The 22,842-nt window shown below is 40.2% G+C and carries 12 protein-coding genes; 8 read left to right on the forward strand and 4 right to left on the reverse strand.

The window, feature by feature from the left end:
- The first annotated feature begins 109 nt into the window (after window positions 1-109).
- The 4 genes from BLU33_RS07895 (at window position 110) to BLU33_RS07910 (ending at window position 9,164) form a co-directional block, all read left to right on the forward strand.
- Entirely contained in the window at window positions 110-2,269 is a 2,160-nt protein-coding gene (locus BLU33_RS07895; protein WP_091371000.1) for a glycoside hydrolase family 3 C-terminal domain-containing protein, read from the forward strand.
- 219 nt (window positions 2,270-2,488) lie between these two features.
- On the forward strand, window positions 2,489-3,589 hold the full coding sequence (locus tag BLU33_RS07900; RefSeq protein ID WP_091371065.1) for a glycosyl hydrolase: 1,101 nt from the start codon (window positions 2,489-2,491) through the stop codon (window positions 3,587-3,589).
- Window positions 3,590-4,071: 482 nt separating this feature from the next.
- Window positions 4,072-7,326 (forward strand): SusC/RagA family TonB-linked outer membrane protein, encoded by a 3,255-nt coding sequence (locus tag BLU33_RS07905; protein WP_157682079.1) that lies wholly within the window; start codon window positions 4,072-4,074, stop codon window positions 7,324-7,326.
- Window positions 7,327-7,358: 32 nt separating this feature from the next.
- Window positions 7,359-9,164: a RagB/SusD family nutrient uptake outer membrane protein gene (locus tag BLU33_RS07910; protein ID WP_172829228.1), complete on the forward strand. Its 1,806-nt coding sequence runs from the start codon at window positions 7,359-7,361 to the stop codon at window positions 9,162-9,164.
- Window positions 9,165-9,411: 247 nt separating this feature from the next.
- Here the strand turns inward: BLU33_RS07910 and BLU33_RS07915 are convergent, their stop codons facing one another.
- Window positions 9,412-10,629: a multiheme c-type cytochrome gene (locus BLU33_RS07915; protein WP_091371070.1), complete on the reverse strand. Its 1,218-nt coding sequence runs from the start codon at window positions 10,627-10,629 to the stop codon at window positions 9,412-9,414.
- A gap of 431 nt (window positions 10,630-11,060) precedes the next feature.
- Here BLU33_RS07915 and BLU33_RS07920 point away from each other — a divergent pair, with 431 nt between their 5' ends.
- Entirely contained in the window at window positions 11,061-14,645 is a 3,585-nt protein-coding gene (locus tag BLU33_RS07920; RefSeq protein ID WP_091371072.1) for a VCBS repeat-containing protein, read from the forward strand.
- A gap of 209 nt (window positions 14,646-14,854) precedes the next feature.
- On the opposite strand, the gene BLU33_RS07925 is transcribed toward BLU33_RS07920, so the two are convergent.
- Window positions 14,855-16,465 carry an AGE family epimerase/isomerase gene (locus BLU33_RS07925; RefSeq protein ID WP_091371074.1) on the reverse strand — a complete coding sequence of 537 codons (1,611 nt, stop codon included), beginning with the start codon at window positions 16,463-16,465 and terminating at the stop codon, window positions 14,855-14,857.
- A gap of 303 nt (window positions 16,466-16,768) precedes the next feature.
- Here BLU33_RS07925 and BLU33_RS07930 point away from each other — a divergent pair, with 303 nt between their 5' ends.
- The gene (locus BLU33_RS07930) at window positions 16,769-19,273 is read left to right on the forward strand and encodes a glycoside hydrolase family 9 protein (protein WP_091371076.1); all 2,505 of its coding nucleotides are present in this window, start codon (window positions 16,769-16,771) and stop codon (window positions 19,271-19,273) included.
- A gap of 44 nt (window positions 19,274-19,317) precedes the next feature.
- Window positions 19,318-20,202, forward strand: coding sequence for a sugar phosphate isomerase/epimerase family protein (locus tag BLU33_RS07935; RefSeq protein ID WP_091371077.1), 885 nt, complete (start codon window positions 19,318-19,320; stop codon window positions 20,200-20,202).
- A 191-nt stretch (window positions 20,203-20,393) separates the two neighbouring features.
- On the opposite strand, the gene BLU33_RS07940 is transcribed toward BLU33_RS07935, so the two are convergent.
- Together BLU33_RS07940 and BLU33_RS07945 are read right to left on the reverse strand one after the other, a co-directional pair.
- Entirely contained in the window at window positions 20,394-20,933 is a 540-nt protein-coding gene (locus BLU33_RS07940; protein WP_091371079.1) for a carboxymuconolactone decarboxylase family protein, read from the reverse strand.
- A gap of 13 nt (window positions 20,934-20,946) precedes the next feature.
- Window positions 20,947-21,519 carry a carboxymuconolactone decarboxylase family protein gene (locus BLU33_RS07945; protein WP_091371081.1) on the reverse strand — a complete coding sequence of 191 codons (573 nt, stop codon included), beginning with the start codon at window positions 21,517-21,519 and terminating at the stop codon, window positions 20,947-20,949.
- Window positions 21,520-21,943: 424 nt separating this feature from the next.
- Here BLU33_RS07945 and BLU33_RS07950 point away from each other — a divergent pair, with 424 nt between their 5' ends.
- The gene (locus tag BLU33_RS07950) at window positions 21,944-22,819 is read left to right on the forward strand and encodes an AraC family transcriptional regulator (RefSeq protein ID WP_091371083.1); all 876 of its coding nucleotides are present in this window, start codon (window positions 21,944-21,946) and stop codon (window positions 22,817-22,819) included.
- Window positions 22,820-22,842 lie beyond the last annotated feature (23 nt).

A 22,842-nucleotide genomic window follows, 5' to 3' on the forward strand; every position in this document is an offset into this window, starting at 1 on the left:
CTAATTATGTGCCTGCTTACAGGGAATCAAATCTCTGCAATGGCTTTATAATACCACTTGACCTCTTTGTAAAACAAATCAACAAACTAAACTTATATAAATCATATTTATGAAATATGCGATCGTCAGCGTTATAATACTTTTTTTATTTGCTAATGCTTCGGCACAAAATAATACAGAGGCAGCGCTGCAGGTTAAGATAAACGGTATTATTAAAAAAATGACGCTTGAAGAAAAGGTGGCTATGCTGCACGGCAGTGCTACATTTTATTCAGCCGGTGTTCCGCGTTTGGGAATACCCGAGGTTAGTTATGATGATGGTCCCTTAGGCGTACGCCGAGAGGAAGAACGTTTTGGCTGGAACTCAGCTAACTGGACAACCGACTCTGCAACATTTTTGCCCAATGGTTCAGCAATAGCCGCAACCTGGAACCCCGAAATGGCGCATAAATATGGTGTTGTAATAGGCGAGGAGGCCAATGCCCGTAAAAAGATAGTAATGCTTGCACCGGCATTTAATATTTGCCGCATACCACTTTGTGGCCGTACCTATGAGTATTATTCGGAGGACCCGTATTTGAACGGACAACTGGCAATACAGGCTGTAAAAGGCATCCAAAGTCAGCGTGTAGCAGCCTGTATAAAGCACTTTGCAGCCAATAACCAGGAAGTTAACCGCGGTGTTATTAATGAGATTATTGATGAAAGGGCACTGCGTGAGATTTACCTGCCCGCATTTAAAGCAGCCATAGAGCAAGGTGATGCTTACACTATTATGTCGGCCTATAATAAAATAAATGACTACTGGTGTTCTGAGAATGATTTCCTGCTGGATAAAGTATTAAAAACGGAATGGGGATTTAAAGGCATAGTTATATCAGACTGGGGCGGAACACACCATACCCTAGCAGCAGCAAATGCCGGCCTGGATGTCGAAATGGGATCAAACGGCCCATACGACCAATGGTATTTTGCCAAACCTTTAATTGCGGCTGTTAAAGCAGGCCAGGTTTCAGAAAAAAACATAGATGAAAAAGTAAGACGGATCCTATGGGTGATATATCATACATCAATGAGCGCGGATCATCCAAAAGGTTCTATCGCTACACCTGAACATGGTAAAGCTGCATATGATATCGCATCAGAATCCATTGTACTATTGAAAAATGATGATCATTTACTGCCTTTAAATGCAGGTAAAGTTAAAAGCATAGCGGTGATCGGCGATAATGCTACACGTACTTTTGCTACAGGTGGCTTTGGGGCAAGTGTAAAAGTTAAGTATGAGGTAAATGCGCTGGCTGGTATCAGATCAAGATTCGGAAAAACTGCCGATATTAAATTTGTGCAAGGTTACAAAGCCAACTATTTAGCAAGCAATACAGCTGAGCAAAATGCAGGGTATGATAAGCCCGATACCGCATTAATAAATGAAGCCGTGGCTTTGGCCAAAACAACTGATGTTGCCATCGTATGCATCGGTTCGAACCGTGAATACGAGAGCGAAAATCATGACCGTAAAAATTTGGAATTGCCTTTTGGCGAACAAGCGCTGGTTAACGCGGTTACTGCTGCTAATCCTAAAACCATTATTGTGATAATGGCAGGTGCGCCTTATGATCTTAACGAAATTAAAAAATCAAATAATACCATAGTATGGTCGTGGTTTAACGGCACCGAAGCCGGTAACGCTTTGGCCGATGTGCTAAAAGGCGTTGTCAATCCATCAGGCAAAATGCCATTTACTTTCCCGGTAGCGTTGAATGATTCACCTGCAATTGCTTTAAATACCTATCCGGGTAAAGATACAACCACTACTTATAAGGAAGGAATATTAGTAGGCTACCGCTGGTACGATACTAAAAAGATTGACCCTCTATATTGCTTTGGTTATGGATTGTCATATACCAGTTTTACTTATGCTGATCTTACGACTGATAAAAAGAACTATAAATCTGCCGATAAGATCACAGTATCTGTAAAGGTGAAAAACTCAGGAAGCGTTGCCGGTAAAGAAATTGTTCAGATCTATGTTAGCAAAGTTAATTCAGGAGTACTAAGGGCCGATAAGGAATTAAAGGCATTCAAGAAAGTAATGATAGCACCGGGCAAAACAATGCCGCTTATAATGAACATAAATGTAAGCGACCTGGCCTACTTTGATGATAAGTTAAGCAAATGGATAGTTGAGCCAGGCGAGTATAAACTAATGGCAGCTTCATCTTCAAAGGACATAAGGCAAATAGCCGCTTTTAGTATAAGTAAATAGGCAAAAAGGCTCAGGTTAACATTTTTGCGATATTATGAAACATTCGTTATGAAGGAGCTTGATGGAAGCATCTACCTTTAGTTTACTATTATAAGCCAATTATAAATCATAAACCAACCATGTCAGACTCAAATTTTATAGCTGTAACCCTGTAAACCCACTTTGTAGTGTTGTTTATGGTGCTGGTATAAATTGTGTTTGCTGTCGATTATTATAACAATGAAATATTTAAGTTTCAACAAGCAAAAGGCATATACCCCGAAAATTAAAGGGTTAATATTTACTGATGTTGACAGTATGAAAGCTGCTGTTAATCATACTGCGCGTTTTGCGATAAGGAACGTTGTGCTTGCTTTGTTAGTGTTTGTTTCGGCGAATTTATTCGCTCAGCCATTTGCCCCCGTAAACAAGAACGCTACACCTGAAGCTAAAAATCTTTTAAAATATCTGTACAGCATTAGCGGAAAATCTATTCTGTCCGGCGAGCATGGCGGTGGTAACAGGTTTTTAGATAGCACAAAAGCTATAACAGGTAAATATCCTGCTTTATGGGGGAGTGATTTTATTTGGTCGGGGCCTGGTGGTGGAGGTCAGAGGGTAGTTAACGAAGCAATTGCAAACTATAAAAAAGGATATATCATCGCGCTGATGTGGCACCAGGGCAGGCCAATGGATAATCCTCCATATGGTTTCAGGGAAAGTGTTCAGGCAAAAATGACCGATGAAGAATGGGCGCAGTTGATAACACCCAATACCGAACTGAATAAAAGATGGCTTGCCCAGGTTGATACCATAGCATACTATTTAAAAGAATTACAAGCAGCCAATGTGCCTGTGCTTTGGAGGCCATACCACGAGATGAACGGCGTATGGTTTTGGTGGGGCAACAGGCCGGGTAAAAATGGCGTGCAAAAATTATGGACAATGATGTACGACAGGTTTGTTAACTATCATCATTTAAACAATTTATTATGGGTATGGGGCGCTAACGGGCCAAGAGATATCCCATTAGATGAGGCCTATTCTTATAAGGGATTTTATCCCGGTGCAAAATATGTAGATGTGTTGGGTACAGATATCTACCATTCGGATTATGAGCAAAAGGATTATAATGAATTACTAACACTGGCCAATGGAAAAGTTATGGCGCTAACTGAAGTAGGAGAGTTGCCAAAGCCGGAAATATTGGCGGCGCAGCCACGGTGGGCGTGGTTTATGGTATGGACAGATTTTATTTGGAAATATAACACCCGCGCGCAGGTTAACGCGATATACTCAAGGCCGGGAACCATATCGCTGGGTGATCAGAAATGGTATTGAAATATGTTTTTTTATAAAGAGCTACTACAAAAAAATAAACAATTTATCATCATCAGGATGAATAAAGCTTCTGATAAACCGAATGAATTAGTATGATAAAATGTTAAAATAGTATCATTTTATACGGACCATATTTTACCTGATATAGCTATCCTGCCAGTAAGAGATATATGAATCAAATGCGGACTTTGCTATATATGAAAAATGTATAAACAGCTTGAGAAAACAAGTGGAATGATTGCCGTGGAATGGTGAAAATTAGATAGTTTTTAGAGTAAAGAATGTAAAAATAGTATTATAAATAACTTATGCAATGCAGTAATTTTATTAATCAATTTTAAACGAGCTGAACCGCATTTTTAAAGAGAATATTTTCTGAAACCTGTTAGTACATATAGTTTTTTAGCTGATAAATAACATTTGTAAATAAACCCATTAACCTAATAATACAATCTAAATTTTAAATCCTAAAATGAATGAAAATGAAGAAAAATTTACTATTAAGTAACCTGAATAACTGCAAAAAATCAATATTGGTTTTTTTGCTGGTTATTTGCATATGTTACTCATCATTTGCCCAAACCCGGCAAATAACAGGTGCAGTAACTTCATCAACAGATGGTAATCCTGTGCCGGGTGCGAGTGTTAAAATTAAAGGAACCTCAACAGGAGTTGTTACCGATGTGAACGGTGCTTTTAAATTATCGGTAGCTCCTGATGCAACGCTTGTAATTAGCTTTATTGGCTATGACACACAGGAAGTGCCTGTAGGTAACAAAAATACTTACGCTGTAAGATTATCGCCTAACACAAATACTTTAGCTGAAGTTGCTGTAGTATCTATTGGTTATGGTACCGCCAAGCGAAAAGACCTTACAGGGGCTGTAAGTTCGGTTAGTGCGGCAACTATAGCAAAGGTGCCTGTTACTACGTTAGACCAGGCATTACAGGGCCGTGCGGCAGGTGTACAGGTTACCAATAACGATGCTTCTCCGGGTGGTAATGTTTCCATACTCGTGAGGGGGGTTGGTAGTTTGGCAAGTAACGGTAATGGTCCATTATATGTAGTTGATGGTTTTCCGTTGGATAACGGAGGTATTAACAACATCAACCCGAATGACATTGCTACCATAGATGTACTGAAAGATGCATCGGCTACTGCTATCTATGGTATCCGTGCAGCTAACGGTGTAATCATAATAACTACCAAAAAAGGTAAAAAAGGCGGCGCGCAGGTATCTTTGGATGCTTACGTAGGTTTTCAAAGCAAGCCTAAAGAGTATAGCGTATTAAATGCGCAGCAATTTGCTACTTTATATAATACTGTAGCAGCCGATCCTAAGCAAAGCGTTACATTACCCGCATTTGCGCCATATTCTGATCCATCATCATTGCATAATATCGATTGGCAAAATGAGGTCTATCGCACCGGCATAACACAAAATTACAGTCTTGCCATACGAGGTGGAAGTGACAAAGTTCAGGCAGCAACTTCTATTGGGTATTACGATCAAAAAGGTATAGTATTAGGCTCGTATTTTAAAAGGGTTACCTTTGGTAATAATACAGATTATCAGCCTACTAATTGGTTGAAATCATCAACCAGTGTTAAATATACCTTCCAGGATTCTCAAAATCCATTTGGTGGTCAGTTGCAAAATGGCGGTGGATTAGTCCAATTAACTGAATTGCCTCCAACCCTTGATGGCGGTAATAAACTTACCTACCTGCCATATGATGGCAATGGTAATTATGGTTTTTATAATCCAAAGTTTACTGAGATTGCCGGTTATACCAATCCTCTTTATAGCATTGGTAACAACCGTAGTTACGGCCTGAATAACTTTTTATTAGCAAATACTTCATTAGAAGCAACCATTATTGACGGGCTTAAGGTTAAATCAAATGTAGGTGTAAATCTGAGTGATTTTTCAGGATCATATTATTCTCCTGAAGATGACCGTGAGAATAATCAGTATCCGGGATCTCAAATAACAAATGCATTTTATAGCCAGCACATCAACCAAACCTTTAACTGGTTATGGGAAAATACCATTAGCTACGATAAAACATTTGGAAAGCATACTATCAATTTACTTGCTGGTGCATCTGAGCAGAAAACCTTCTGGAGTGGCATGGGCGGTCAGGGTATTCCTCCAAACGGAGTTATACGGGATTTATCAAAAGTTTCAAACCTTGTATTGGATACCAATAATCCTGCAGGTTCAAATACTGGCAATGGTTCAAATATTTATGCCTTACAATCCTATTTTGGTAGGGTAACTTATAATTACGATGACAGGTATATTTTAACAGGTACTGTAAGAAGGGACGGATCTTCTAAGTTCGCCCCAAGTAATGCTTATGGTACATTCCCTTCAGGTGCAATAGCCTGGAAAGCTAAGGAAGAATCTTTCCTGAAAAACGTTAACTGGTTATCTGACCTGAAAATTAGGGGTAGTTATGGTGAAGTTGGTAATCAGGGCGCAATACTTCCTTTTCAATACCAGGGGTTATATTCAACAGGTTATGCTGCATCTGTTAATGGTAATGGCGTAGATAACCTGGGTTATCCGTTCGATAAATTATATCAGTATGGTTCTGCAGCAACTCAGCCTGAAAATGATAAATTGAAATGGGAAACCGATTATCAAACAGATATAGGTGTTGATGCAGCATTTTTAAATGGCGATCTTACCTTTACTGCTGATTGGTATAACAGAAGATCAAAAGACTTCTTATTATCTGTTGCTGTACCTGCGCAAACCGGCTTTAATTATGAAACTCAAAATGTAGGCAGTATTGACAATAAAGGCCTTGAGTTTGCAGTAAATTACAACCATAGGGTAACTAGTGATTTTAATTATGGTATAGGCTTAACACTTTCAACAGTTGATAATAAATTAACCAGTCTAACTTCTGGCACTAACTTTATAACAAACTTTGGTGGTCTTACAGTACCAGCGGATGGTTGGGCCACTTTCTCCGAAACACATATCGGGCAACCAGTAGGCGAGTTTTATGGCTATAAATCACTGGGTATTTTCCAGAGCCAGGCTCAAATTGATGCATTAAATGCTGCCGCTGTTGCAAAACATGGTGCAGGTAGTGTTTATCAGAAAACCACTACGCAACCGGGCGACCGTTATTTTGCAGATACTAATGGCGATGGTATAGTAGACGCGAATGACCAGGTTAGCCTTGGCAGCCCGCTTCCTAAATTTTATGGAGGTGTTGATTTAAGCGCTTCTTACAAGAACTTCGATTTTGACGCGTATTTCTACGGTGTTTACGGAAACAAAATATTTAATTTTCAGGAAAGTGTTTTGGAAAGCTTACAGAACAGGAGCTTTGTGGGTGTTGAAAACGTTGGCACTGAATACTACAATAATTACTGGACACCTACCAGGCCTTCAAACACATATGCCAGGGTAAGTGCTAATGACGACGTAGAAGGTAACAACGTTGCATCAAGCGCATATATTGAAAATGGTAGTTTCCTTAAATTGAAAACTTTTACCATAGGATATACATTACCGGCACAGATGTTGAAAAATTTAGCTATCTCAAAGGTTCGGTTATACTTCACCGGGCAAAATCTATTTACTATTACTGGCTACAAAGGGCTTGATCCTGAGATCGGGATACAGGGTGGCAATGCAACCCAAAATGGTATCGATACCGGTACCTATCCATCATCAAGGTATTACACAGTGGGTGTAAACGTAACGTTTTAGTAAAAACACTATAAAACATTAAAGACATGAAAATGAAAAAGAAATATATAATGCTCATAATGGTGTTCGCTGCACTGGCAATCATCCCTATGGCCTGTAAAAAGAGTTTTTTAACCCAAACCAATACCTTTTCATCCACAGCAGCGGCTACTTTTAACAAACCACAGGATGTTATAGCCCTGGTAAACAGTATATATGATACTTACCAGAATAGTGATTTCCTGAAAAAGTCGATGTGGTATTATGCCAACTTCCTTACTCATGACTGGTACAATAACGGTAATGATATTGTGTGGAACAATTATACAATACCATCTACCTTTGCTGCGCTTTCAACTTTTTGGAATGATTCATATATCGGTATAGCAAGGGCAAATGCAGCCTTGCCTATTATAGCTGATGCAAAGGCCAGGGGAGTAATTACCTCTGATCTGGCTGACCGTTTAACAGGTGAAGCCTTATTTTTACGTGGTATGACCTACTACTATCTTACAGGTACCTTTGGAGGTGTTCCGTTAGAGCTAAATACATCCACTACTACTCCATCAAATGGCTTAACACCAAGAAGCACACAGGCACAATGCTTTGCGCAGATAATAAGCGATATGAAACAGGCAGAAACCCTGCTACTATCAAAAACAACCCTTCCTGCTGCTGATTTGGGCAGGGCTACCAAAGGTGCTGCCTACGCTTATGAAGGTTCAGCACAAATGTGGTTAGGAAATTATACTGCTGCATTGGCTGCGTTTAATAATCCGGAGCTAACAAATAATTATCATTTGATTCCGCAGTATATCAACGTTAATGAATTTAACAATCAGAATAATGACGAGTCTCTTTTCGAAGTTCAGTTTGATCTTCCGGCAGGGGGTACACAGGATTGGGCTGGTAGCTGGCAGCCTCCGGGTGGTGAGCTTGGCTGGATAGATAGTTTTGGCTGGCCTTCTGAAATAACTGGACAAGGTTATGATTATGGAAGCCCTGCACTTGAATATTCTTACCAAACCGGTGATACCCGTAAATATGCTACCATCTTAGGTCCTGGCGATTCGATCATAAGCCCTGGAATTATTGCACAATGGGGTGGTATAAAAGGTTATCCTTACGTAACTGGTGGCTATGCAGCTTACCTTGCAGCTCCAACTACCGATATTACAGACAAAAACAGGTATACAGACGGCCATGGCAATATTATAAACACAAATGGAACGGCGACCTATCCATGGTATGGTACTGATGGTACACCACGGTCAGGTTATACCGATGCTAAAAAATGGAGAGATCCAAACCTTACAGGTGGTTCAGGACCGCAAAAACTTTTTGGTAGCCAAAACCAGGTGTTGATGCGCTATGCAGAAGTTTTACTTTCAAGAGCTGAATGTAAAATACGCACGGGTGATGTCGCAGGTGGCTTGGCCGACTTGAATATAGTTAGAACCAGGGCATTTGGTGGAACACCGCCGGCCGTTTGGCAGGATGGACTTCAGGTTGATGGTACTCCGGCTCCAGCTTTAACCGACCCAATGCAAAAAGTATTGAGCGAATACAGGCACGAACTTACTGCCGATTATTCACTGATGTACCTTTTACGCAGAGCTGGCACAGATGCTACAACCGGTAAAGCGTATGATGCAGAATTTATCCATTTGGTTAATCACGTTGCCGGTGCTGGTCCGGATAATAACACAAGTCCGATAATTTATCCGTATGGCCCAACGTCCGACGGTAAAACTCACGGGGTTACTTATAATGACCTGCCTGCAGGCCGCGATATATTACCAATTCCACAAGCTGCAATTGGCCTTAATCCAAACCTAAAACAAAACCCTGGTTATTAATACCAGAGTTTCATATAATACAAAAGCCGCCTCAAGTTTGAGGCGGCTTTTTTTATGTAACTGTTTTGTGTTTAATTAGTTTTATCTTCTTGTCGCTTGCAGTCATGTGGTTTTGTAGATTGATTTAGGATCCAAAAGTCGGTGTCATGCTGAGCGCTAGTCGAAGCATGTGGGCCGGCCTTTACGCTCATGCTTCAACTAGCGCTAAAAAAAAGTGTTGTATATCAATTGTTTAACTTAATAATAGTTACTTTGCAAGCATAGTCAATATCTTTTTTGTTTCTTCCGGATAGATAGCAATATGATGACTGCGTACTAATATATCAGCGTTGGTAGTTTTGTCGATATTTGATGTGATTATCACCCGGGTTAGTAAAGCAGGCATATGGCATTGGATACAATTCGACCTGATAAGTTTCGCGTTTAACGGATTTGAAATTTTGCAATAATTATGATTGTTTATGCTATGGCAGTCAAGGCATTTTTGCGTGAACAAAGCAATATTCCCACGTTGATTTTGGTGGATATTATGGCAGGTTCCGCAATCCATTTTGCTATGGATGAAGCATTTGCTACTTTCCAATAACTGTACCTGGTTGCCATGTACATCAAGGTGACTGATATCTATCGCTCTTACAAAATCAGGTAGTTTAAAATTAGCAAGTGTATCGCCGGGCCTAAAAAAGAAGGTAGACCTTATCATTTGGCTTTTATTGCCCGAATGGCATTCGCCGCATACATCTATTTTGCGTGCGCGGGGTAAGGAACTGAAACGGGCTATATACTTTGCAATTTTAATTCCGGGATTGTTGGTTTGAAATTCAACATGCTGTGCGCCAGGTCCATGGCATCTTTCGCAATCCACGCTATAAACCAATGAGTTTTTATCAAATTGTTCAGCATTATCTAATCGTTGCGCATCAGTTGGCTGATCGGCTATATAAGAAGCATGACATTCCATACAGCGCGAAGTAATTATGCGGGTGAAATCTGCAATCCCCGGAGCATATCCGGGACTCATTAACCATTTATCTTGTTTGGTAAAATAAGAAATAGGAAGTTGGTTTAGTCCGTTACCTTCCCAAAAAAGATAGCTTTCGCCTTTTACATCGCCTAAAACTATATCAAAACGGTGGCGTTCTATAAGTTTCCCATTTAAATAATAGGATTGGTACATGCCGCTATCCAGTTTTTGCATAACTACTTTTTGGGCGTCGCTAACCTTGAATGTATTAAAACTTTTAATGAAGCTGCCATGTACCGTATTCATGTCGGCCGGCATTGATGCCATGTAGTGGGCGGTATGTAAATATGACTTGTAAATATCGCCATGGCATTTCATGCAAGTTGCTGATCCGGCATAGGCATCACCCCTTGGATCGGTAGGTTTGCTACCTTTGAATGCAAGATAAATAATAACAAATAGAGAGACTAAAATAATTGATATAAATACAATTTTTTTCATTGGAAAATAACAGGTTTATAGGAAAAAAGCTACTTTCAGAAACGCGATTTTTTCAAGTGTGTGTTGTAAATATAATTAATAATTCGTTCTTTTTTAAGTAAACAATTTAGTATTATTGTTATAGATCATACACCAGTTTGACTTTTTATATAGATATTTAATATATTGATTATAAGTTACTTAAATAAAAATGTATTAGTAAAATAAAAGATTGGCCGGGCGCATGGCTATTGTTTTGCATGCCTGAAAATAGTACTGTGCTGTTGTGCTGGTTTTTAGCGATTTTGATTTGTCTTTTTTGTCGAAATATTAGTTAAAAACTGCTTATTATTTATTGGTATTATTAACTTATTTAATAAATTAATAATAGGTATTTTATTATAATTAAGGTTTGTTTATGGTGTTTGTAGTATTATAATAACCTAATAATAATGAATAAATTTATTTCCGGGGGGCTTCTCTTGTGTGTGGTGTGTTCCTTTTCATGTAAGAAAAAGTCAACCTTATTCCAACAAATCTCATCATCACATTCAGGCATCCATTTTGCCAATACAATTACCGAAAGCGACTCCATAAACCCATTGGATGTTGTAAATATTTATAACGGTGGTGGGGTTGGTGTGGGTGATTTTAATAATGACGGCTTGCAGGATCTGTTTTTTGTAGGGAATATGGTTCCCAGTCGTTTATACATCAATAAGGGTGATTTTAAGTTTGAAGATGTAACCGATAAAGCCGGTGTAGGTGGCATGGGGCGTTGGGGCCGTGGTGTTTCTGTTGTCGACATTAATAACGATGGCCTGATGGATATATACGTTTGTAATACCATATTGCCCGACTCAAACAAGCGCCGTAATTTATTATACATTAATCAGGGTGTCGACAAAGATGGTGTGCCTCATTTTAAAGAAATGGCAAAGGAATACGGCCTGGATGCAAATATACAATCAACCATGGCTACGTTTTTTGACTATGACAATGATGGTAACATGGATATGTACCTTGTTGATAACGAAGCGAATGATAGTTATTACCCCAATGTTTTTGGCCATAAAGGGAATAAAGGAAGACCCGGCAGTATGGGCCGGTTATATCACGGTGTATGGGATCCTCAATTAAAACACCTTGTTTTTCATGATGTTTCAACACAAGCAGGCATTAGTATTGGCGGTTTTGGACATGCTGCAACGGTGGTGGATATTAACCGCGATGGCTGGAAAGATATATATGTGAGCAATGATTTTATCGGATCAAATATCCTGTATATTAATAACCATGACGGCACTTTTACCGATCGGTCAAAAGAATATTTTAAGCATACATCATTTAATGCTATGGGCCAGGATATCGTAGATATTAATAATGATGGCCTGGCTGATGTTTTTGAACTGGATATGAATCCTGAGGATAACTATCGTAAAAAGATGATGCTGATGGCAAGCAGTTATCAGACCACACAAAATTTTGATCTGTTTGGCTATCAGTACCAGTATGTCAGAAATACGCTGCAGCTTAACCAGGGGCCCAAAGTTCTAGAGAACAACAAAATTGGTAGTCCTGCCTTTAGCGAGATAGGTTTTATGAGTGGTGTTGCCCAAACAGATTGGAGCTGGACACCGGTTATCACTGATTTTAATAATGATGGCTATCGGGATATCATTGTTACCAATGGCTTCCCGAAAGATATTACGGATCACGATTTTATGACCTATCGTCAAAATGCTTATGCAATTGGTGCAAAGCAAAAGGTATTAGATCAGATCCCGTCGGTAAAGATTCATAACTATGCATATGAAAATAATGGTGATCTTACTTTTAAAGACGAAACAGATGATTGGGGATTAAGTATACCAACCTTTTCAAATGCGGCTGTATATGTCGATCTGAACAATGATGGTGCAATGGATCTGGTTGTTAATAATACGAACGACGAAGCCCTGATCTACAAAAATACCTCACGCGAAAAAGACCCTGCGAATACCCACTATCTTCAGATAAAATTTAAGGGAGATAGCCGCAATGTAAATGGTTTAGGCGCCTGGGCCGATATTTATTATGATCATGGAAAACACCAGGTTTCTGAAAATAATCCATACAGAGGATACCTGTCAACAAATCAAAACATAGCCCACTTTGGTTTGGGCAAAATACAAAAACTCGATTCGGTAGTTATTCGCTGGGCAAATGGCAAAAAGCAGGTGTTACAGCAGGTTAAAACCAACCAGGTGCTTACTGCTAACATAGCCAATGCAACAGTTCCGTACTCATGGGCGCAGCCTAAAACTGCTGATAAAGCTTTATTTACAGATGTGAGCAATGATAAAGACATTCGCTACACGCACCGTGAACTGGATTTTGACGATTTTGAGATTCAAAAGCTCATACCGCATAAGCTTTCAGGTTATACACCAGGCCTGGCTGTTGGCGATGTTGATGGTAATGGACTGGATGATATTATTATAGGAGGTAATTCAATGATGCCTGCGCAGCTGTTTTTACAACAGGCAAACGGTAAATTTATCCGGCGCGATCTGTTACAAAACCAGTCGGCCTTTGCAGTTAACAATAATGTAAAGGACGAAGGAATACTGCTTTTTGATGCCAATGGAGACGGTAAATTAGATCTGTACATAGCAAGCGGCGGCTATCTAAATGGTCCTGATAGTCCGGCCTATCAGGATAGATTATATATAAATGATGGTAAAGGCAATTTTACTTTAGCGCCTAATGCTTTACCAATAAATCACACCAGTAAACTTTGCGTAAGGGCGTTTGATTATAACAAGGATGGTAAGCTTGATCTTTTTATATCAGGCAGAGTTGATCCGTGGAATTATCCTAAACCGGTATCAAGCATGATATTACGTAACGATAGTAAAAACGGGGTGGTGAAATTTACCGATGTAACAGATCAGGTGGCACCCGGCTTAAAAAACATAGGCCTGGTATGTGATGCTTTATTTACTGATTATGATAACGATGGCTGGCCCGACCTGATATTGGCCGGTGAATGGATGCCGGTAACGTTCTTTAAAAATGATCATGGTGTATTTAAAAATGCAACAAGTACCACGGGCATAGGCAATAGGACAGGCTGGTGGAACAGCATTGTTGCCGGAGACTTCAGGCATACAGGCCGGATGGATTATATTGTGGGCAACGTTGGGTTAAATACATTTTATAAGGCAACTGAGCAATATCCGGTTTATATAACAGCTAAGGACTTTGACAAGAACGGCAGCTATAATGCCATAACTTCAATCTTTTTGCCAGATCAGAATGGTGATAAAAAGGAATTTCCGGCTATTGGCAGGGATGATATTTTGAAAGAGATGATCAGCTTGAAAAAGAAGTACACCAATTATAAATCATACGCGGTTGCTACGATGGATGAGGTTTTCCCTGCTGAAAAAAGAGAAGGTGCTTTAAGGCTAATGGCAAACACATCGGCATCATGCTTTTTGCGTAATGATGGTAAAGGGAAATTCACTATTATTCCTTTACCCATGCAGGCGCAGGTATCAGCCCTGAACGGTATGGTGGTTGATGATTTTGACGCCGATGGTAACCTGGACGTAGTAATAAATGGTAATGATTATGGCAACGAGGTGTTTGATGGCAGATACGATGCGCTAAATGGCCTGATGCTTAAAGGTGACGGAAAGGGTAATTTCGCTCCTCAAAGTATCCTGCAAAGTGGAATTTATATACCTCATGATGGTAAAGCACTTGTAAAACTGCAAACCAGCGATGGTAAGTACATGCTTGCCGCGAGCCAGAACCGTGACTCATTAAAAGTATTTGTCCTCAATAAGCCTGTAAATAATATCAAGCTGCTGCCTAATGATGAAAGCGCCATTATCACCTACAAAAATGGCAAAAAACAAAAGCAGGAATTTTATTATGGCTCCTCATTCCTGTCGCAATCGGGGAGGTTTTTTACAGTAAATAAAGATGTAACGAATGTTCAGATAACCAACGACAAAGGGCAAACGAGAACAATACCAATTAAATAAAAAATGCCTGTAAGGGTATTTTTATGAAAGCTTAGCAAAATGTATTCTTTTACACTCTGTGGCTCTTTGTGAAAATCTTTGTGGTCTCTGTGGAATTAACCACAAAGGACACTGAGGGTTTCACAAAGGACACTAAGACGTTATTATTACAGGTTTTTACTTTTGAGGTTGGCTCTTTTAATACGAATATTTGTTATTAAAGTTAAGTATTAAATTAAAACAGGCTTACTAAATGCCGATTCATTGCCGTGCATATCAACTGCTTTTATTTTCAGGATTTTGCCTTTAAAATTGGCCGGTACTGTAAACGTGGTTAATGGGGTATACCAAACTCGTTTGCCATTAAGATATAGGTCATAGCCAAAGAAGGTTTTACTGCCTTTTGCTTCAAACCATTTTAGTAGTAGTGATTTATTGCTGTGTTGTAAAGTGAGATTTATAGGAGTTGCCGGTGATGTATTATCCGGCGTAAGGCTTTGTATGCAGTTCATAAACCCTCTATAAGTATGGTAGGTGCCTTTCCAGATCTGTCCTTTCAGAGCCATTTTATATTGTGGCTGCTTATCTATGCCACCCTGGTACCAGTCGCCATGTACGGTATCAATTAAATAGGTTTGTACATAGTTCCATAGCTGTTTGAATGTATTAAAGTATTGATGTTTATCATTGGGGTAATATTTATCCATTAATAAAAGAGTATTCAGCCCCTCAGCTTGCGCCCACCAGTTTTTGGTATCGGCAATAATGGTGATGCCCGGCTTATCCTTAAAATAATATCCCTCATCATAAAACCCGCCAACGCTTTTATCATAGCCGTTATCTAACGCGTGGTCAAGCATTTTTTTGCCGATCCTTAATGTCAGCGTATCATTCTTTATGCCTAAGGTGTGTGATGCTTCCAGCATCAGGTAAGCGGTTTCCACATCATGCCCAAATGATACATGGTTTAATCCCCGGTGCTTTAATATTACGGCTTCTGATGAATCCCGATACGATACCGGCGACCAATCGTCGTGAAAAAACAAATTAAGATAACCTTTTGGCGTAACTATCTTATCGCGGATCAGCAGCAACATTTCATTTAAGCGGATCTTTAAGAACTCATTTGGCCAAACAGTATACAACTCGTTAAACGCTTCTAGTAAATGGATAGAGGTGTTTTGATCTTTATAACCAAGCTCGGCGGTAGTAGGAGTGTTGGCATTACGTTTTATGGGTGTACCATCTCTTTCCATATGCTGATAGTATCCTTTGTAAAGAGGGTCGTGACTATGTTTCTCCAGCCACATAAAATCTGCTATCGCGAGATTAAGCGCGCTGGTATCGCCGCTTACTTGGTAATAGGCTGATAGCGCGTAAATAGCAAATGAATTACCATATGCCTCTTTAGGTGCAAAGCCTCCTTTTTTAACATTGCCTTTTTTATCAATAAAAGTGTAGAACCCACCATATTGCTTATCCCACATTACATTCTTTAAAAACTGAAAGCCGTGCGTGGCAGCGGCTTTATAATAGGTTATAGTAGGAAACATTTCGGCAGCTTTGGAGGTACTCCACACATGTCGCGCCTGGGTAACTATCATTTTATCCTGGTTACCAACCGGTTTAAAATCATAGCTAAAAGAACTTAAAAATCCACCATCTTCATTATCAACAGATGCAGGGTACCACGGTTTAAGTAATTTGTTAACCATGGAATATTTCATCTGGGCAGCTATCTGCTTTTTTTCGGTGGCTTTATCCTGGCTAAAAGCATGTAAACTAAAGGCTATTGAACATACAGCAAATGCTTTGGCTGCAAAAGGTATTGACGATGGCATATGGGTAAATGGATTGGTGACTCTAATTTAGCTCTATTGGTGATAATGCTATTATTTAGCGCGTTTTGAGCAAAATTTTGATAAGAAAATATCATAGTACCTTATTGATTTGTCAATATCTAAAAGCTACATAATCATAAAACATTTGGTAAAAAAGTATTATCGTAGCATGCCCACACTCGGTAAGTTTGTTTGGTGAGTGTATGTGATACACCATCACTGATTATAATCGATATATTTTTCCTTTACGTGGTATGATTGGCTTTTTCCCTAGGGCTATATCCTATCAAATTTATAATTTTTATGAAGTACAAACACCTGTTAAAACTTGCTTTCATTTGCATGGCGGTTTCAATTAATACGGCTGTATATGCCCAAAATGCAAAGAAAACTACTGGGATGGTACTCAATAGTCAGGAATATCTGGAGTATCAGGGCGTAAACGTGATGCTTGCTCATGATTTTTATCCCGAGGGGCATCAGGGCGGGGTAGGCGTAATACAAAACGGACAAAGGGTTGCCACTAATGGCGATATCAGGCTGGAGCCTACTCCCGGGCAATGGTCGCCTATACCTAAGGTTGGTAAGCGTGTGGTTGATACCAAAACAGGTGAAATTAGCGTGCGAATGGAATACCCTAACGAGGCCATTGACCGCAAAGGGTTTAACCCGGTTATTTATCCTGACCTGAAATTTGCTTATAATATCCGGGTGCTGCCTGTTGGCAAAGCATTCAAAATAATTGTCGACCTCGATAAACCTTTGCCTGATGATTGGATAGGGAAGGTGGGTTTTAACTTTGAGCTTTTCCCGGGAATATTGTTTGGTAAATCCTATTATATGGATCAACAATTTGGTGTGTTTCCTCAACAGGGCAACGATCAGGTGTATAAGGACAGCGACGGAGATTTCCAGGTAACACCAATGGCATCGGGCAAAACACTAACCATTGTGCCCGAATCAGACAAACAACGCATGACCATCCAAAACCTGAGCGGTGGTAACCTGGAACTGATTGACGGCAGGAGCAAATACAATAACGGCTGGTTCGTGGTGCGGTCATTAGTGGCTAAGGGGGCAACTAAAAATGCTATTGAATGGCTCGTTACCCCGCATGCTATTGAAGGCTGGCAATCAGATCCTGTAATACAGGTATCAGAAGTAGGCTATCACCCTGATCAGAAAAAAATAGCCGTGATTGAACTGGATAAACACGACACAAAAAAGCTTTCCGCATCCTTATTAAGAATTAAAGAAGACGGTGGTTTTGAAACCGTGCTTTCGACCGGTACAAAAGATTGGGGCGATTTTTTGCGTTACCATTACCTGCAATTTGATTTTAGCGCCATAAAAAAGCCTGGCATGTATGTGGTGAGCTATGGCAGCTTTAAAACCCATCCGTTCCAGATCAGTAAGGATGTGTACGCCAACAATGTTTGGCAGCCAACACTCGAATACTTTTTGCCGGTACAAATGTGCCACATGAAGGTGAAGGATAATTACCGCATTTGGCATGGCTTCTGCCACATGGATGATGCCCGCATGGCGCCAACAGATTCCGATCATTTTGATGGTTATATACAGGGCCATTCTACGCTAACCAAATACGCGCCGGGGCAAACCGTACCGGGTTTAAACAAAGGTGGCTGGCATGATGCTGGCGATTTTGACCTCAGGATAGAATCGCAGGCGGAAACTGTGCATGGTTTAACTTTAGCTTACGAACAGTTCAATGTAAAATATGATAACACCACCATCGACCAAGCCACTCAAACTGTTGATATCCAAAAGCCGGATGGCAAGCCCGATGTACTACAGCAAATTGAGCATGGCTTGTTAACCATTGTAGGAGGCTACGAGTCGATGGGAAGGTTTTACAGGGGCATGATTGAGCCCACATTACCACAGTATACTATTTTGGGCGATGCTGCTAATATTACCGATAATAAACCTTACGTAGCACCTGTAAACGGAGCTGCGCCACCGGCAGTAGGCCTGCCTAATTCGCCGGATGACCGCTGGGTATTTACAGAAGATAACCCGGAGCGGAGTTTGGAAACCGCAGCTGCCTTAGCTGCCGCAAACCGTGTAATGAAAGGTTTTAATGACACCCTTGCCACCCAATGCTTGCAAATTGCTGAGGAAGTATGGAAAAATATTAAAGAGAAACGTGAATTAAGCCGCGTGCCATTAGCGGTTGAGTTACTGGTAACCACAGGGAAAAAAGAATACGCTGATTTTTTGGTAGCGCATACACAGGCCATAGCGCAGCATATAAATAATACGGGCTGGCTTGTAGGGCGTACTATGGCGTTGATCAATGATCAGACTTACCATAATGTCATTACCCAGGCGGTAGCTAAACTGTATGCGCAGGTTAAACTGGACGGCACAAAAACACCTTATAGCGTTCCCTATCAGCCGGATATTTGGGGAGCAGGCTGGGGTATTCAGAATTTTGGCTACAAACAATATTTTCTTTATAAATATTTCCCAACTATTTTCCCGGACGATTATATGTTAGCCTCTATAAACTTTGTGTTGGGTTGCCATCCGGGTTCAAATACGGCTTCATTTGTTTCGGGAGTAGGGTCGAAATCAATGACAACTGCCTATGGCTTTAACCGTGCCGATTGGTCGTACATCCCCGGAGGGATAACATCCGGTACAGCACTGATCCGCCCTGATTTTCCAGAACTGCTCAACTGGCCCTTTTTATGGCAGCAAGGCGAGTATGTTTTAGGCGGAGGCACTACCGACTATTTATTTTTGATATTAGCAGCTAACGATATATTAAATAAAAAGTAAGTTTACTACATTGCACATACCAATTACATTGTAAATCATCTTATATGACTAACAGAAGAACATTTATAAAAACATCAGTTTTGCTTTCTGCCGGGATTTTAGCTGCACCTAACTTATTTGCTTACGATAAGAAATACATTGGCTTGCAGTTATACACCGTGCGCGATTACATGGCAAAGGATCCCGCGGCTACTTTAGCGCAGGTGGCACAAATAGGCTATACCTCGGTTGAGGGCGCTACATATACAGGCAGCGAGCAGTTTTATGGGATGGATGCCAAAGCATTCGGCAGTTTGCTGAAACAAAACGGGCTCATCATGCCGAGTAGTCACTATCGGTTAGGTGAGGAACTGGTAAACGGAGCCTCACAAAAGGGTACCATATTGAATGATTGGAACAAGGCGGTGGATGATGCAGCCAACGTTGGTTTAAAATATATGGTATGCGCATATTTGGCTGACAGTGAGCGCGGATCACTTGATCATTTTAAAAAGGTAGCCGAGGATTTAAGTAAAGGAGGAGAAGCCTGTAAAAAAGCAGGCATACAGCTCTGCTACCATAACCACGATTTTGAATTTATACAGCAGGATGGTAAATACCCATATGAAACCATATTAGCCAATGCTGATAAGGATTTGGTAAAGATGGAAATGGATATGTACTGGGTAACCAAGGCAAACCAGGATCCGGTGAAGTTGATCAACGAGAATCCGGGCCGTTTCCCGCTATGGCACTTAAAGGATATGAATAACACCACCGAGCGAGCATTTACCGAGGTTGGCAATGGTATAATTGATTTTAAGCGGATTTTCGCAAGTGCAAATAAAGCCGGACTAAAATATTTCTTCGTTGAGCAGGATAAATGCCCCGGCGACCCATACGATAGTATCAAAAAGAGTATTTCCTACATAAAAAATAACCTGGTTTAAGCCAGGTTATTTTTTATGCTATAACAATAGTTGTTCGGAAGATTTATTTTCTTACAAATATTGAGTGCGGGGTCACCCTGAGGCACTCGAAGGGTAAGCGTAAAGGCCTTTGCCCGCATGCTTCGAGTGCCTCATCATGACACCTTTTTTAATCTTTCGAACACCTATGGTTCTGTAATATACAGGCTGTTTTAAAAACGGCCATAACCTATGTGGGCCATTCTTTCGCCCATTTCGGCGTAAGCTTCATTTGGGCCGGGTGCCCAGGTTCCTAAGCCATCAACATAACGGTTGTACATGCAAAATGCCGCTGCAATTAATACGGTATCATGTATCTCAATATCGGTAGCGCCTTCTTCACGGGCAGCTTCAATATCAGCCTCAGTAACATTTTTGCCATTGCCTTGTACCTGGTGGGCGATGTGTAACAAGGCCCTTAGTTTATCGGATACCGGTGTATTTGGTAAGCCTGCTTTAATATCATCAATTAATGCCAGTCCGCTGTTTAAATGTGCTGCTGCCGCGGCAGCATGTGAGGTGTGGCAAAAGTGGCACTTGTTCCAGTAAGATACCGATGCTGCGATAATCTCCCGTTCGCCGCTGGTGAGCGATGATGGGCCTCTTAATAAAGTTTCCGCCAGATCGGTAAGCGGTTTGCCTGTTTCGGGCCTGTAATATAGCAAACCCACAATGCCGGGTAGTTCTTCATTCAATAATTTAATGTGTGCCATTCTTGAAATTGGTTTATATGGTTTGTTCTGTTCTGTCTACTTTAAAAGGTTTGGTCAGGTAGCCTTCACGGGCACGCTGTTCGCCCATTTTATCATATAGTTCGTCATCATCCGGCTGCCAGGTATCGAGCCCATCCACATAGCGGTTAAACATGCAGAATGCCGCTGCAATTAATACGGTATCATGTATCTCAATATCCGTAGCGCCTTCGGCACGGGCAAAAGCAACATCGGTATCAGTAACATTTTTACCCCCGGTTTGTACTTTGGCCGCTATTTTTAACAGGGCTTTTAGCTTGTCGCTGATAGGCGCGCTTTCCGGATCATTACGAACCTGTTTTACGAGCTCCCCATCGTCACCTAACTGGTGTTTGGCAATAGCGCCATGTATGGTAGTACAATATTTACAATTGTTTAACCCCGATACATAGGTAGCGATCAGTTCACGATCACCGGGACTCAATGTTGGGTGCGGATCGTGCAGCAGTGTTTGAACCAACGCATTTAGCGGCCCGGCAGTTTCAGGACGGAACATAAACAAACTCCTTATTCCAGGAAATTCATGTGGTAAATTAATGTGAGGCATATCAATTTAGATTTAATGGCCAGGTGACTAGTTTTAAGCCGCTCTTTAATGTTTGTGTTTATATTATTGGTATGTATCTAAACTAAGTAAATCATTTAAATTACTGTAATACTATTTAAACAATTAATTGCTTGTGTTTTACCTGGTGATAATATTATAACCGGTTCATTTTTAACTATATGTATCAGTTATGCATTGATAGGCTATATAATGTGTTTTTGTTTTGTATGTAATTAATTGATATTCAGCTAATTATTTATGATTAACATTTTTGATGCATAACTTAACATTTGTGCTATAACCCGATAGCGTATGCGTCTAAATTTATCATGTAATTATTGCTTATAAACCGGCATTAATTAAACTGATTATTCATCAACCAATTTTCTCGCTAAAAGCCTATTAACAATTAAAATTATTTGGTATGAACCGGAATATAATGAAAGAGATTACGCCATTAACTGATAATGATTGTTTCACCATATTCTCGCGCACTAAGAAGGTATTCGATTTCCCATTGCACTATCACGATGAATATGAGCTTAACTTTATCTTGAATGGTAAAGGAGTAAAACGGATAATGGGAAATAGCGAGGCCGTGATTGATGATATGGAGCTGGTTTTAGTAGGGCCGAGCTTATACCATGGCTGGTTTACACATGAATGTAAAGAAGAAAATATAACTGAGGTTACTATACAATTTCATAAGGATCTGTTCGATGAAAAATTATTGAATAGGAACCAGCTGAGCCTTATTAAAAAGATGTTTGAGAACGCGCAGTGTGGTATACTCTTTTCGCAGGAAACAATTATTAATGTAGCCGACCGGATTTTGAAACTGAAAACAATGAGTGGGTTCGATTCTGCGCTCGAATTAATGTCGCTGCTTTATGACTTATCTGTCGCTAAAAATAGCAAAATGCTTTCCGACCCTGGTCATTTGTGTAAAGATTATAATTATAAGAATGAGAAGGTGGAGAAGGTATTCGAATACCTGAATAAGAACTTTAACAAACAAATTGCACTTACCGAGATGGCTAAGATTGTTGATATGTCTGAAGCTGCCTTTGCCCGTTTTATAAAAAAACGGACTGGAATGTCATTTGTTAATATACTTAACGAGATCAGGGTAGGGCATGCCTCCAAAATATTAATAGATTCAACAAATACCATTTCAGAAATTGCCTACCAGTGCGGTTTCAACAATTTATCCTATTTCAACCGCATCTTTAAAGAGAAAAAGATCGTCGGCCCAAAAGAATATAGAAGGACTTACGCGGGCGCCGAGATCTTTGTATAGAAATAACATTCTCCATTTATTTT

Origin of the sequence: Mucilaginibacter mallensis (assembly GCF_900105165.1) — a bacterium.
GTDB classification, from domain to species: domain Bacteria; phylum Bacteroidota; class Bacteroidia; order Sphingobacteriales; family Sphingobacteriaceae; genus Mucilaginibacter; species Mucilaginibacter mallensis.